The following is a 13,638-nucleotide window of genomic DNA, read 5'->3' as shown; positions in this document are numbered from 1 at the left end:
CAAGTTGTTGTTTTAACGAACACTGTACCGTGTTTGGATTTTCTGCACTGAGTCCTTGCACTGGGGCAGGGAACTACTAATATACGGCGGTTTACCCACAGGCGTGTGGCTTATAAAGAATATAGGGAGAAGGCATTGTCTTCTGCGTTTGATGATCATCATCGCCCCCACTTTCAGTGGCGTTTCCTCCACCCCAAGAACTGGGGGCTTTGGGCGGCGCTGCTGTTGGGCTTATTCATGGCATTCTGGCCTCGTAAACTGCGTGATGCCCTGGCGGGGGCGCTGGGCCGCTCGGTCGGCCGCGTTGCCAAGGGCGCTCGCCACCGCGCTCGGGTCAACCTGAACCTGTGTTTTCCGCAATGGTCGCCTGAACAGACTGAACAGGTGCTGGATGAGATGTTCGAGCGGGCTTCCCAGGTGATGTTTGCCACCGGGATCCTGGCGGTACGCAGCCCGCGCTACCTGCAGAAGGTGATCAAACTGCGCGGCGAGGAGCACCTGTCGGCGGTGCTGGATGCTGGCGAGCCGGTGATCCTGATGGTGCCCCACAGCTGGGCCATCGAGTTCCCCGGGGTGCTGCTGGCCTCCCGGGGCCATCGCTGGACCACCATGATGAACCCCAACAAGAACCCGATGCTGGACTGGATGATGCTGCTGGGCCGCAATCGCTTCCAGGGCAAGCTGTTTACCCGCAAGCATGGCATCAAGGCGCTGCTCAATGCGGTGCGTCATGAGCACATCGCCTACTACCTGCCGGACCAGGACCACGGCCCCAGCCGCAGCGAGTTTGTGCCCTTCTTTGCCACCGATAAAGCTACCTTGCCGGCACTGGGGCGGATGGTGGAGGCCACCGGAGCCAAGGTGATCCCGATGTACGCCACCTATGATCCCAAGCAGGGGGTGTTTGAGGGCCACATCCGACCGGCTATGACCGGTCTGGACCCCAATGACCCACACCAGGATGCCCTGGCCCTGAGCCAGGAGCTGGAGCAGATGATCGCGCCGCACCCTGAACAGTACATGTGGATCCTCAAGCTGCTGAGAAGCCGCCCGGATGGGGCGCCTGAGCCTTATCAAAAACCCTGATTTGCCTTATTAAAGCCCACGTTGTCGTGGGCTTTTTTGTGATCCTTGTTGTTGGTAGGTTCAGCTTGGGTTAAGGTGGCGAAAAACAACAATAAGGCCAGGAAGGCATAAGATGGACGCCCACACTGCGCAAGGACCCTACCGCGTACCCTTTCACCCCCGCATGCTGCACCCCAGGTATTGGCTCGACTGGCTGGCCGTTGGCCTGCTTGCCCTGTTTGCCTTTGTTCCACCCTCACTGCGTCGTTTGCTGGCTTACCCCCTGGCTCGCCTGCTCAAGCCTCTCTGCCGCAAGCCGGTGGCGGTGGCGCGCAAGAACCTGGCCAGCTGCTATCCGCACTGGAGCGCAGCCAAGCGCGAGCGCCTGATCAACCAACTGCTGGTAACCTTTGTCTGCACCGGCCTGGGATTGGGCGAGCTGGCGTTGCGACGCAAAAGCTTTCTCAGCAAACGGATCGAGATTGATGGCCTGGCTCACCTGGAGGCTGCCCGAGCTGAAGGCAAGGCGGTGGTGTTCCTGGTGCCTCATATGTTTGCCCTGGAGTACGCCGCGGCAGGCTTAGCGATGACCGGTTTGCCAATGATCGGCATGATTAAGCACCATCGCAGCCCGGTGCTGAACTGGGCCGCTTATCGCCAGCGTCTGCGCTTTGGTGGCGAGCTGTTCCACCGCGACGCCGGCATGCCCACTATTGTGCGCCAGCTTAAACAGGGCAACAGCCTGTTCTACCTGCCGGACCAGGACCACGGAGAGCACTGCAGCGTGTTCGCCCCCTTCTTCTCCTGTCAGAAGGCGACATTGCCGGTGATCAGCCGCATCGCCCGCTGCTCCGATGCCGTGGTGGTGCCGCTCAGTGTTGGTTTTGTCGGTACCGACGGCCGTGCCCGGATCCAGTTGGATGCGCCATTGCCGCTGGCCAAGCTGGATAAGGACGAGGAGGCGCGCCTGCTCAATCAACAGATGGAACGACTGATTGGCCGTCACCCGGATCAATACATGTGGTTTTTGAAGATCCTGAAAAGCCGGCCGCTTGGCGAGCCCAAACTGTACTGAGTTAGCTCAAGCCCTGTTGATCCCAGCATTATTGAGCCACGCCAACCGGCAGTAAGTTGGTAATCAAACGGCCTGCACAGCGGGGCCAGGGCTTCAGCCCTGGCCCCGCTGTGTCGCTTAGCTTGAGGGAAACCCCAGGAGTCTCCACCATGCTACGCCCGCTGTCATCCGACGATCTCCCCCTGTTAACCCGCCTCTACGGCGATCCGGACCGGATGCGCCACATCGACCGTGTTATGACCGACGCGCAGATCCGGCAACTGCTGGCGGAACGGCTACAGCCCTGGTGCTGGGGGGACAGCCACTGGTGTAGCCAGGTGATCCTGCATCAAGGTGAGCCGGCGGGGATCATCGGCTGGCGTCAGTTGCCGATGAGTGAGGCCACGGTGGAGCTGGGCTTTATGCTGCTTCCGGGATTCGAGGGGTTGGGGCTGGTGCAGCGCAGCTTGGCGGCGATCCGCCTGAGTCATTGGCAGCCGCTGGGGATAGAGCGGGCGGTGGCACTGTGCGCTGAGGCCAACCTTGCCTGTCAGCGCAGCCTCAAACGGGCGGGCTTTCGTTGCCTGGAGCGCTTTGCCGATAGCCTCAAGTTAGAGGGGCAGTGGTGTGCCAGCTTGATGTTCAGTCAAGACCTGGCAGCGACTCCTTGCCCTGGATCAGTCGCTCTTTGCGGCTCTTAGGCCACTGCTTAACCTGGTACTCCAACCTTAGCGCCTCGCTGCGACTGGCCAACTCAGCCTGGAACTCCAGGGTCAGTGGGCCCTTACCTTTGAGGGCGCGGGCGCCACGCTTGCCCTCGCTGTGCTCCTTGAAGCGCCGTTCAACGTCGGTGGTAATGCCGGTATAGAGCAGGTTGTGACGGGTTCGGATCAGGTAGATCCACCAGGGCTTGGACATGGGGCAGGGCAGTGTTGGGCGATAGCGGGCATGCTACTGTGAAGCCCGCTGGATGGCCAGCCTCAATGGGATAAAGCGCTCAATGGATTCACAAAGAGGGGTGGCTGAAGGTATCGCATTGGGTCGGGTCCCCGGAATCAAAACCGGTTTGGAACCAGAACATGCGCTGGGCGGAGGTGCCGTGGGTAAAGCTGTCGGGCACCACCCGTCCCCGTGACTGCTGCTGTAGGCGATCATCGCCAATCGCCTCCGCCGCCTGGATCGCCTCCGCCAGGTCTCCCTGCTCCAGCCACTGCTGCGACTCGATGTAGCTGGCCCAGACGCCGGCAAAGCAATCCGCCTGCAGCTCCAGCTTGACCGATTCCTGGTTGCCCTCGGTCTTGCTCATCTGCTGCTGACGTTGATGCACGGCGTTGCTGATCCCCAGCAGGTTCTGCACGTGGTGTCCCACCTCGTGCGCCACCACGTAGGCCTGGGCAAAATCCCCCGGCGCCCCCAACTTTTGTTTGAGCTCGTCGTAGAAACTCAGGTCGATGTAGATGGTGGCGTCCGCCGGGCAGTAGAACGGACCCATGGCGGACTGGCCGGTGCCGCAATAGGTCTGGGTCTGGCCCCGGTACAGCACCAGCTTGGGCTCCTGGTACTGGCGTCCGGATTGGCGAAACTGGTTACCCCAGAACACTTCCGTATCCGCCAGCACCACCGAGGTGAACTGGGCCGCTTCATCGTCTGCCGGCGGGGCCGATGCGGTTGGTGCAGACTCGCCGACACCGGTGAGATTGGCGACGCCAAACAGCACGGCGGGATCAATACCGAAGTACCACCCGGCCAGCAGGATGAGGATGCCGATCAGCCCCCCTTTCCCCGCCGTCACCCGACGGCCACTGCCGCGACGATCCTGCACGTTTTGACTCTGTTTACGCCCACGCCATTGCATCTATGCGTCCCCCAACCTCAGTGACACACAGAGTGTAGTTGCCATCTTTTGCTTTGGGAGGAAACGGGGTTCACGAGGATAACTATAGAAAATTCATAATTTTATATTAGAATTTTCCGGTCTTTAGCTAAGAGGTATGACCGATGAAGAAGCTGGTGATCTGCATTGACGGGGTGTGGGGCGCACCTTTGCCCCCCAGTCAGCACAGCGCCATGGCCCGACTGGCCCGGGGGATCCTACCCAGCGATGCGGAGGGTCAGGCCCAGGTGGTGCTGTTGCTGCAACCGGAAGGGGCACTGGATCAGGCGGCCATCGATCGGGACCTGTTGCAGTGCTACCGCTTTGTGGCGCAGAACTACGAGGCGGGGGACCAACTGTTTCTTTATGGCTTCAGCTATGGAGCCTACCTGGTGCGCCGCTTTGCCGCCATGCTGGATGTCTGTGGGGTGATGCAGCGTCTGCACCTGGACAAGAGTGAGGAGGCACTTCGCCTGTTCTACCAGCCCAGGCTGCGGGAGGAGGATATGGAATCCCGTCAGTTCCGCGCCCACTATGCCCTGACCGATGAGTGCCGGGTGCGTTTGTTGGCCGCGGTGGACACCGTGGGGCAACACGGGGTGCCGGCGCGCAGCCTCAGCAGCGTACGGGAGTGGGGGCTGTTCCAGGATTGCCACCTGCCCAAGTGTGTTGATCGTGCGGTACAGGCGCTGGCGCTGGACGAGGTGCGTGGCGATTTTGTCCCCTGCCTGTGGTCTTCCAAGGTGGAGACCGAGCAGCTTTGGTTCAGCGGCAACCATGATGATCTGGGTGGCGTTGGCCTGCTGCCGGGCAACCTGGCGGATTCGGCACTGCATTGCCTGGCGACGCTGTCGGAGCAGCAGGGGCTGGAGCTGGATGCGGCACTTTATGCCCAGCTCAATGAAGAGGACAGCGAGTCGGTGATGCCCTTGGTGGACGGCTTTGCCGATTACTTCGGCTGCGAGCCCCGTGAAGTGGTAGAGGGAACGGCGCTGCACGCCAGTGTTTCTCGGCGTCGCCGAGTACGGTAATGGTATTTGCCGGGTTGCCGGCCGCAACCAAAGGGGCGTTCCGCCCCGGCTGCGCGCCCCGCTTGTAACCCCCGTTTGCCTCCAGTCGTCGCCATCCCTCACTTTCATGACCAAAGTCTGCGGCTCTGGCTTGAGTCGCCTTCGTCGCTGCGCAGTCCCTGCTTCGCGTCAAAGCCCGGCTTCGGCCTCCCTGCCTACGCGTTCAAGTCTGGCGACTTTCCCCCCTATCTCCGCAAGCCACTCAGGCCAACCTGGCCTTCGACCTGGCCTCTGGTCATTTCATTCGGGCGACTCAAAGTCGGCGAAGCGCTGGCGGGGCGCTGCGTTCCATTAGCAGTTGAAAGGGTTGGTGGGTGAATCTCTGATTTGGATGAGGAGAAGAGGCCATCCATGCCACGGTGAACCCAGACATCGTTGCGTAGCCGACGTAAACAAGGAAAAGGCGTCAGCCCGGTAGCGTAGCGATGTGCCAGATGGCATGGACAGCGTTAACAGAAAGAATATTCCCGCCAAAGTGAACCCCGACTGAAGAGCAGGTTTGCCAACAAGGAAAGGCTTACCTGCACGTCGCCAGCAGTGACGGGAATAGGGTAAGTGTGGCGGACCCTGATGGGTCCGCCAGTGGGTTTAGAACTTAAAGCCCAGTTCCAGGGTGTATTCGGTGCCCGGTTTGTTCCAGAACACCCGCTCGTCGTTTTGCAGGTATTCGGTGGCTTCATCGAGGATGTTCTTGGCCTTGAACTTCACGTTCATCCACTCCAGCGGGTAGACGGTGTAGGTGAAGTCCAGTGAGTGGAACGGCTGCTCGATGGCGTCGTCGAAGCCCTGGGTACCGGCGTAGGCGATGCGGTCGCCAAACACGTTGTAGACCAGGGTGGCGCTGTGGACATCGTCCGGCGAGTCGTAGCTCAGCTGCAGGTTGGCGACCCACTCGGAGTGACCCATCATCCGACGGGTCGGATTGGTCAGGTTGATGTCACCTGCGTCGGCGATGGTGATCTCGGAATCGGACAGGGTCAGGTTACCGGCGATAAACAAGCCGTTCCAGATGTCAGAGCCCTGGTCGATAAAGCCAAAGTTCTGGTGGAACTCCAGCTCCACCCCGTACACCACCCCCTCTTCGGCGTTCTTGAAGGTCAGGATCCGATCGGTTTCGGTGGTCTTGTCCACCGCCTCGATGGGGGCCTCCAGATCCTTGTAGAAGGCACCGACGGAGAGGTTGGAGCCGGACTCCATGTACCACTCCCAGCGCACGTCCAGGTTGAGGATATCGGAGCTGGTCAGGTCCGGATCACCGATCATGGAGATGCCGGTAAGCGGGTCTTCGAACCGCACCGGGGCGACCTCCCGCATGTCCGGACGAACCACGGTCTGGGAGACGGCGGCTCGAAGCTGCATCTCGTCATTGATAAACCAGGTGGCGGACAGGGAGGGGAACCAGTCGTCCTCCAGCACTACGAAGTCTTCCAGGCCGTAGCGACCGCCACCGTCGTAGATGGAGCCGTCCTCGTTGAAGGCCAGCACGGTCTGGCGGAACTCCTCGTAACGCAGCCCGGCAGTGATACGGAACTGCTCATACCAATGCAGGTCTATCTCACCGAAGCCGGCGTCGATGGTCTGCACCGCGTTGTAGTCGTCGGTTTCGACCGATTGCTTAACGGTGCGGAAGCCGTAGTCCGGGTTAGCGACGTTGGCGTCGCTGAAGATCTCGTCGTAATCGCCGGTTAGCACCTCGGCGGGGAAGCCACGGTTGTCAAAGTTGTAGCGCTCGCCACTGGCGTCCCGGATCCGCTCGAAGTAGTCGTAGCCCCCTCGAACGGTGATCTCCATGTTGTCCAGCTCCCAAACCCTGCCCAGGTCAAAGCCGGTGTTCTCGGTATCGTCCACCAGGTCACGGAAGGCGTACTGAGCCGAGTCCTGGCCGCTGACCAGCCGGCGCAGGTTGAGGCTGCCATCGTCTTCGAAGCGGCGGATGTACTCGTAGCTCAGCTCATTGGGTGCCTTGCGGCGGGCGCGGGCGTCGGTGTAGTGCCAGTTGAGCTCCAGATCCCATAGGTAGGAGAAGAAGTGTTCGCCGCGGATCTGGTTGGCGATCAGGCTGCGCTCCTGGTAGGTGATGCTGTAGTGCTCGTTGTCCCGGTTGGGATCGGCGATGGTGTTCTCGGTGTTGCGGATCGAGCGTTCCACCTCGTCGCTGGTGTCACCCAGGTAGGTGGTGAAGGTCTCTATCTTATGATCGTCGGTCATCTGCAGGCCGACGTTGAACATGCCGGAGGCCTTAATCTCTTTCTCGCTGCCGACAATGATGTCGCTGGTATCCAGCGCACCGGCGGTGGTCTGCAGGCGGTATTTCTCCTGCTCGTAGTTATCGGTCTGGTTCTTGTAGGCGGCACCCAGGACAAAGCCCAGGGCCCAGTCGCCAGCGTCGTTCAGGCTGAATTGGGTACCGGTGCTGAGGCTGCCGCGAAAGCCTGGAGAGGCACTTTCGCCAAACACCGTCATGTCGCGGTTGAACTCCAGGCCGTTGCTGGGGTCCATCGGCAGGGCGCGGGCGCCGTCGTCCTTGCCCAGCCAGTCTTCACCCCCACCGTTGTAGACCAGGTTGTCGTCGCTGTTGTTGCTGTTGTACTGGCCGCCAACGGAGAGGTTGAAGAAGAATTCGTTAGGGATGGTCTTGGTGCGGATATCCACGTGACCACCACCGAAGGAGGCGGGCTTGGCCGCGGAGGCGGCCTTCTGCACCGACAGGGACTCGATGATGGAGGAGGGGAAGAGATCCAGCGGAATGACACTGCGGGTCGGGTCCGGTGAGGGTACCTGGGCGCCGTTGAGTGAGGTGCTGGAGTAGCGTTCGCCAAGGCCGCGAACGTAAATGTACTTGCCGTCCCGCAAGGTCAGGCCGGTGACCCGGCGCAGGGCTGCGGCCGCGTCGCTGTCGCCGGTGCGACCGATCTGATCGGCCCCCATCAGGTCTGCCACGTAGGGCAGTTCGCGACGCTCTTCGATCACCTCGGAGGCCACCCGTTGCAAGCGGCCCACTACGGCGATGCGCTCGACGCTGTCGTTGGCGCCGGCTTGCTCTTCGGCAACGGCAACGCCCTGCATCAAGGCTGCCAGCGAGAGAGCCTGGGTGATGGCGATGCCAACCTTGTTGATGTTGAAGCGGCGTGTGGTTTTCATTGTTTTAATCCTGTTTCCCTATGGAAAAGGGCTGCCTGTAAAACCGGCAACCCTTGGAACTTGGTGCTGGTAGATCGAAAGTCGGGGGGCGGCAGACTCGCCCCCCTCAGGACTTATTGCTCGCTCTGGTAGCTCCAGCCGGCAGTCCAGTCGTTGGTGCCGTCGAAGGCACCGATGTAGTTGGTGGACTCGAAGAAGGCGTCTTCACTGCTCAGGTCCAGACCGGCGCCCAGGGCCACGGAGTCGGCGGCGGGCTGACCGGCGGTCAGGGCCAGGGCGCCGAACTCGAGGATCTGGTTACCTTCTTGGGCCAGGAACCAGGCGTTGGTGTCGTGCGCCTTCTGCGGGTTGCCGTCGCTGTCGGTGGCCGGGGTGTCTTTGACCGGCTCAACGCAATCGATAAGCGAGTGGGTCATCACCAGGGTGCCGTCCACGGCGTTGTCGACGGTGCCGTCGTTGTTGATCTCCAGGCACTCACCGGAAGTGTCGGTGCCCTTGACGATGGCGTTGTGCAGACGGGCACGGGTGGCTACGCGGAACAGGATCCCTTCGGCGTCGTCACCGCCACCGTTGGTGCCACCGGCCACCTCGATGGTGACGTTGGACAGCCAGGGGTCGGAGTAGGGCAGGCCCAGCGGGTCGGACTTGGAGCTGTCCGCTTCGATGCCACGGTTGGCGCCGTTATCCACCTGGCTGATGTAGATGTTCTGGCCCTTACCACGCCAGCCGTGGGTCCAGTCCAGGGAGTCATCGTTGTTGCCGGTCAGGTAGATGTTGCGGATGTTGACGGTGCCGCCCCAGAACTCAACGCCATCGTCATCGTTCATGTGAACGTGGATGTTGTTGACCTTGGTGCCGCTACCAACGCCAGCGAAGGAGACGCCGTTCATCTCCTGGGTGTCGTTGACCTTGAAGCCACCGAACAGCACCTGGACGTAGCTCAGCTCACCGCTGGAGTCTTCGTCGTTGTTACCGCCGTAGTTGTGGGCGCCCACCTCGAACGGGATGTCACAGACGTTCTTGTCGACACAGGTGTTGACCTGGGCGTTGCCCAGCAGTACCAGGCCGCCCCATTGGCCGGCGAAGGTCGGCTCACCCAGGGCGTGGTCGCGGGAGGTGAAGACGATGGGCATCTCAGCGGTACCGGCGGCGGCAATCTTGGAGCCGCGGCTGATCACCAGGTAACCGTTGTCCTCACCGAATACCTTTACGCCAGGTTCGATGGCCAGGGTGGCGGAGTCGACCTTGTCGCCGCCGACGACCACGGCGCCATCCAGCTTGTACCAGACGTTGGTGCCGGCCTGCAGTACGGTGTTGCTGGTCAGCGGGGTGTTAACGGAGCACACCAGGTCGGTACCGGCGATCAGTCCTGCGTCGGCCTCGCTGTTGGTGGTGCCTTCCGGACAGGCTTCCAGGGCGACCAGCTCAGCCGGAGCGGCCGGGGCATCGTGGATACCGATGGTCCAGCCCAGGGTCCAGTCGTTGTCCGGGTTGCCGTCAAAGGCACCGATGTAGTTGTTGTCTTCAAAGAAGGCGCTTTCACCGGCCAGGTTGGGGTGACCGCCACCCAGGGCCGGGGAGTTGGCCATCGGCTGGTAACCTTCCAGGTAGGAGGGCTCAGCCAGGTTGCCATCCTGGGCCATAAACCAGGCTTCCACGTCCAGCAGCACGTTGTCCATGTCGTCCTTCGGGCTCTTGAAGGGCTCGACACAGTCGATCAGGCTGTAGCTCATGGTCAGTTCGTTGGCGTTGGCGCGGGCCACGGTGGTGGCGTCGTTCACCTCCAGGCATTCGCCGGTGGTGGGGCCACCTTTGACCAGGGCGTTGTACAGGTGAGCACCGGTGTCGACCCGGAACAGGATGCCTTCGGCGTCGTCGCCGCCACCGTTGGTGCCACCGCCCAGGTTAAGGGTCAGGTTGGCCAGGTAGGGCATGGAGGTCGGGGTGCCCAGCGGATCGGTCTTGGAGCTGTCCGCTTCGATACCGCGGTTGGCGTTATCGTCTTCGGTGGCGATGTAGAAGTACTGGCCGTGGCCAGTCCAGCCGTGGGTCCAATCCAGCGAGTCGTCGTTGTTGTTGGTCAGAACCACGTACTTGACGTTGACGGTGCCGCCCCAGAATTCGATGCCATCATCATCGTTGTTGTCGATCTGGATGTACTCCACGGTGGTACCGCGGCCGACCGCAGCAAAGCTGATGCCGTTCATCTCCTGGGTGTCATTCACCTTGAAGCCACCGTTCTCGACGCGAACGTAGCGCAGGGTACCGGAGTTGTCGTCGTCGTTGTCGCCGCCGTAGGGGTGATCGCCCACCTCAAACGGTACGTCACAGACGGTGTGGTCGGCACAGGTGTTGACCTTGGCGTTGCCCAGCAGCACCAGGCCGCCCCACTGACCTCGGGCGGTTGCCTGGCCCAGGCCCGCTTCCACGGAGGTAAAGACAATCGGCTCTTCCGCGGTACCGGCGGCTTCAATCATGGAGCCGCGGCTGATCACCAGGTAGCCTTCGCTGTCGCCCAGCACCAGGGTGCCGGCATCGATGGTGATGGTGGCGCTGTCGGTGTTGTCACCGCCAATCTGAACCGCACCGGCCAGTTCCCAAACCACATCGTTCTCCAGGCGGATGTCGGCAGTCTGTACCCCAACGATGCGACGCACGTTCTTGCCACCCACGCTGTAACCGGCGTCGGTGGAGAAGGGGTACTTGGCGTCAAAATCGGTCTCTTCTTCTTCGGTCGGCGGCGGGGTGGTGGGGGTGGAGGTCTCAGGCGGGTTTACGTTGCTCTCCCCGGCATTGATGTTGATGTCGCCACCACAGGCAGAAAGCATCAGAGCGGAAGCGATCACGCTCAAAGGAAATAGCTGATTGAGTTTCATTTTTTGTCTCCGACGATCGGACTTTGGGCGATGCCCGGCTTTATTGGTTGCGGAAACGATAGGGTTTGAATATTGCTAAAATGTTGCCGAAATTGGGCGCTAAGATGTCAGTTGTTATCAGTTAGTTAAGATCGCAATTGCGATATATCTTTTGGTAATAGCTATCCTTTGCCCTCTCTCGTGGGAGGAAAATCGCCTTGGCCATCGTCGTCGGTTTGTTGCTGATACTGACTTTACAGCGGGTTGTAGCGCGGGCCGCACACACCGTCAGAACCCTGATCTGGTTGCTCACCGGGGTGGTGTTGGGGGTGGCCGTGGAGCAATTTGGCTGGCAGACCGGCATCAACGCGACACAGGTTCGTAACATTATCCTCTACATCCTGCTGCCACCGTTGCTGCTCAATGTGGCGGCCAACCTGCCGGCCTCGATGTTTCGCCAATATGGTGTGCGCATGCTCGGCCAGGGGCTCTGGAGTCTTGTCGGTTTTACCCTGTTGTTTGCCACCGTGCTCTACCTGGTGATTGGTCATCCTGGCTTCCCCTGGCAGTCCGCTTTGGTGTGTGCCCTGTTGCTGGCGGTCGTCGATGTCTGTTGGCTGCCCCGGTTTCCCGAGGGGTTTCGTACCCTGCGCCAGTGGCTGGAGGGGGAGAGTGCGCTGATGGACCCACTTAGCGTGACGGCGCTGCTGATGCTGTTCAGCTTCGCCGAGGGCGCCCAGGGGGGCTGGTTTCCCTGGTTGCGGCTGGCGCTGGGGACCCTGCTGGGCGTTGCGGTGGCCTGGAGTCTGCATTGGCTTTGGCGCCGGGTGCAGCCGCAATGGCAGCAGATGGATTGGGTGCTTTGGAGTCTCTGGGTCTTTGCCTTGACCGAGGGGGTATTGGGCGGCTCCGGGGTGTTGGTGCTGTTGTTAACCGTGGCGGCGCTGAGGCACGAGGACAGGGCTCCACCGGCCCACGCGGCCTGGCCGTTCTGGACCGACGCCCTGTTGCTGCTGTTTGGCTTCGCCATCGTCTGGGAGATGTTCAGCGAGCGCTACCTGGCGATGTTGTGGGGGATCGCGGCTGCGGTGCTGTTACGAAGCCTGTTATTGCTGCCCTGGGTCTCAGTGCAGCGGCGCTGGTCCCGCAGCTCACGGTACCTGTGGCCTTGGGTGCCGGTGCATGGGCCGGTCACCCTGGCATTGATCATGGCGTTGCCGGTGGAGCTGGAGGGGTGGTGGACCATCCAGGCGATCGGGGTGGGGGTGATCCTGTTTGAGATCCTGGTACAGCAGCCGTTGCTCAGCTGGACCTTTACTCGCTCGGGTCGTCAGGGGCGGGGCGACGCCAGGGGATGATCTTGGCGGGGCTCGGCGGCGCTGGTGGCCCGTTCAATGCCTCAGCCAGACGCTGCAGCTGGCTCTGCATCAAGGCGGATGCGGTGATCATCCGGTGGTAGGGGTTGTGACAGCGGCTCAGGCGCAGCTCCAGGTTGCTTTGCATCGCGCGCAAACGCGCCCGATTCTCCGGGCGGGCCTCGGCGATGCTGCGTCGGACCCAGCCTCGCTGCAGCCTCGCCAGCCGCTGTGGGTCCTGCTTGGCCAGTTTGGCCAGGGTATCGAAGTCGGGCAGACGTACCATTAGGGTTCCCCCACGATGCCGTTCGAGACGGCGAGTTCGTCCCTTAAGCAAAGTGGGAAATCACGGTTTTGGCAAGAAGATCAGGCGACTTTCGCCTGCTGTACCGGCTGCCACTGGGCCTGGGTCAGCAGTTGCAAACGACCCTGGTGGTCCTCGGCGACGGCGCTGAAGCTCTCCAGCCAGTCACCGGTATTGAGGTATTCCACCTGGTCCTGTTCCATCTGCTCCGGGCAGTGGATGTGACCGCAGATGATGCCATCCAGCCCCTGACGCTTAGCCTCGTCCAGGGCGGCCTGACGATAGCGTTTCACCGCCTCATTGGCGCCCTTGATGCGGCTTTTTACCTGGGTTGCCAGTGAGTAGTAGCCCTTGCCCTGCCAGCTGCGCACCCGGTTGTAGACCCGGTTAAGCCACAACAGCCATTCGTAGCCATGATCCCCCAGCACCGCCTGGAAGCGGCTCAGTAACACCGCATGGTCAAACTCGTCGCCGTGGGTCAGCAGATAGCGTTTGCCGTTGGCGGTACGGTGGATGTGGCGTCGGCGCATCCTTATCCCCAGCAACTCGCCGTGGCAAAACTCCCGCAGCACGCCGTCATGGTTACCGGGCAGGTAGGTGATGCTGACCCCGTTGGCGGCCATCTTGGCCAGTTGCCGGATCACCTGGTGATGGGAGGCCGGCCAGAAGCGCTGTTTTTTCTGGGCCCAGAAGTCGACGATGTCGCCGATCAGATAGAGGGATTCGCACTGGCTGTGTTGTAGCAGAGCCAATACCTTTTCCGCCTGACAGGCTTTGCTACCAAGATGAAGATCGGACAGAAACAGGGTACGACAGTGCAGGAGGGGAGTGTGCATGGGCTTGTCTCTCCGTGGTTTTTTCTAAACCTCGGGGAGGGCGATGACAGCCGGTTGACGGCTATATAACGCTTTGATGTCAGGC

Annotated in this window: 11 protein-coding genes; 5 read left to right on the top strand and 6 right to left on the bottom strand. The window is 61.3% G+C overall.

What is annotated here, in order from left to right; translation table 11 throughout:
* Nucleotides 1-135 precede the first annotated feature (135 nt).
* The 3 genes from lpxM (at nucleotide 136) to BUC04_RS03965 (ending at nucleotide 2,820) form a co-directional block, all read left to right on the top strand.
* Nucleotides 136-1,086 (top strand): lauroyl-Kdo(2)-lipid IV(A) myristoyltransferase, encoded by a 951-nt coding sequence (lpxM, locus tag BUC04_RS03975; protein WP_067657961.1) that lies wholly within the window; start codon nucleotides 136-138, stop codon nucleotides 1,084-1,086.
* A gap of 112 nt (nucleotides 1,087-1,198) precedes the next feature.
* Nucleotides 1,199-2,140 (top strand): LpxL/LpxP family acyltransferase, encoded by a 942-nt coding sequence (locus tag BUC04_RS03970; RefSeq protein WP_082766605.1) that lies wholly within the window; start codon nucleotides 1,199-1,201, stop codon nucleotides 2,138-2,140.
* A 149-nt stretch (nucleotides 2,141-2,289) separates the two neighbouring features.
* The gene (locus tag BUC04_RS03965) at nucleotides 2,290-2,820 is read left to right on the top strand and encodes a GNAT family N-acetyltransferase (RefSeq protein ID WP_067657967.1); all 531 of its coding nucleotides are present in this window, start codon (nucleotides 2,290-2,292) and stop codon (nucleotides 2,818-2,820) included.
* Here BUC04_RS03965 and BUC04_RS03960 read toward each other — a convergent pair.
* Together BUC04_RS03960 and ypfJ are read right to left on the bottom strand one after the other, a co-directional pair.
* Nucleotides 2,762-3,037 (bottom strand): GIY-YIG nuclease family protein, encoded by a 276-nt coding sequence (locus BUC04_RS03960; protein ID WP_073325606.1) that lies wholly within the window; start codon nucleotides 3,035-3,037, stop codon nucleotides 2,762-2,764. The two genes, BUC04_RS03965 and BUC04_RS03960, sit on opposite strands and share 59 nt — an antisense overlap.
* Before the next feature lie 88 nt (nucleotides 3,038-3,125).
* Nucleotides 3,126-3,974: a KPN_02809 family neutral zinc metallopeptidase gene (ypfJ, locus tag BUC04_RS03955; RefSeq protein ID WP_067657970.1), complete on the bottom strand. Its 849-nt coding sequence runs from the start codon at nucleotides 3,972-3,974 to the stop codon at nucleotides 3,126-3,128.
* A 143-nt stretch (nucleotides 3,975-4,117) separates the two neighbouring features.
* Here ypfJ and BUC04_RS03950 point away from each other — a divergent pair, with 143 nt between their 5' ends.
* Entirely contained in the window at nucleotides 4,118-5,023 is a 906-nt protein-coding gene (locus BUC04_RS03950; protein WP_067657971.1) for a phospholipase effector Tle1 domain-containing protein, read from the top strand.
* Nucleotides 5,024-5,650: 627 nt separating this feature from the next.
* Here the strand turns inward: BUC04_RS03950 and BUC04_RS03945 are convergent.
* Both BUC04_RS03945 and BUC04_RS03940 read right to left on the bottom strand, forming a co-directional pair.
* Complete coding sequence (locus tag BUC04_RS03945) at nucleotides 5,651-8,203, bottom strand: TonB-dependent receptor domain-containing protein (RefSeq protein ID WP_067657973.1); 2,553 nt, start codon at nucleotides 8,201-8,203, stop codon at nucleotides 5,651-5,653.
* Nucleotides 8,204-8,316: 113 nt separating this feature from the next.
* Complete coding sequence (locus BUC04_RS03940) at nucleotides 8,317-11,079, bottom strand: hypothetical protein (RefSeq protein WP_067657975.1); 2,763 nt, start codon at nucleotides 11,077-11,079, stop codon at nucleotides 8,317-8,319.
* 197 nt (nucleotides 11,080-11,276) lie between these two features.
* Between BUC04_RS03940 and BUC04_RS03935 the strand changes: the two genes are divergently transcribed.
* Nucleotides 11,277-12,416, top strand: coding sequence for a cation:proton antiporter domain-containing protein (locus BUC04_RS03935; RefSeq protein WP_067657981.1), 1,140 nt, complete (start codon nucleotides 11,277-11,279; stop codon nucleotides 12,414-12,416).
* Here the strand turns inward: BUC04_RS03935 and BUC04_RS03930 are convergent.
* Entirely contained in the window at nucleotides 12,373-12,699 is a 327-nt protein-coding gene (locus tag BUC04_RS03930) for a DUF3135 domain-containing protein (RefSeq protein ID WP_067657984.1), read from the bottom strand. The genes BUC04_RS03935 and BUC04_RS03930 overlap by 44 nt on opposite strands.
* Before the next feature lie 80 nt (nucleotides 12,700-12,779).
* Entirely contained in the window at nucleotides 12,780-13,553 is a 774-nt protein-coding gene (locus BUC04_RS03925; protein WP_067657986.1) for a UDP-2,3-diacylglucosamine diphosphatase, read from the bottom strand.
* Nucleotides 13,554-13,638 lie beyond the last annotated feature (85 nt).

The organism is Ferrimonas marina (assembly GCF_900129905.1).
Lineage (GTDB): Bacteria > Pseudomonadota > Gammaproteobacteria > Enterobacterales > Shewanellaceae > Ferrimonas > Ferrimonas marina.
This window is presented reverse-complemented; position numbering and strand designations above follow the sequence as displayed.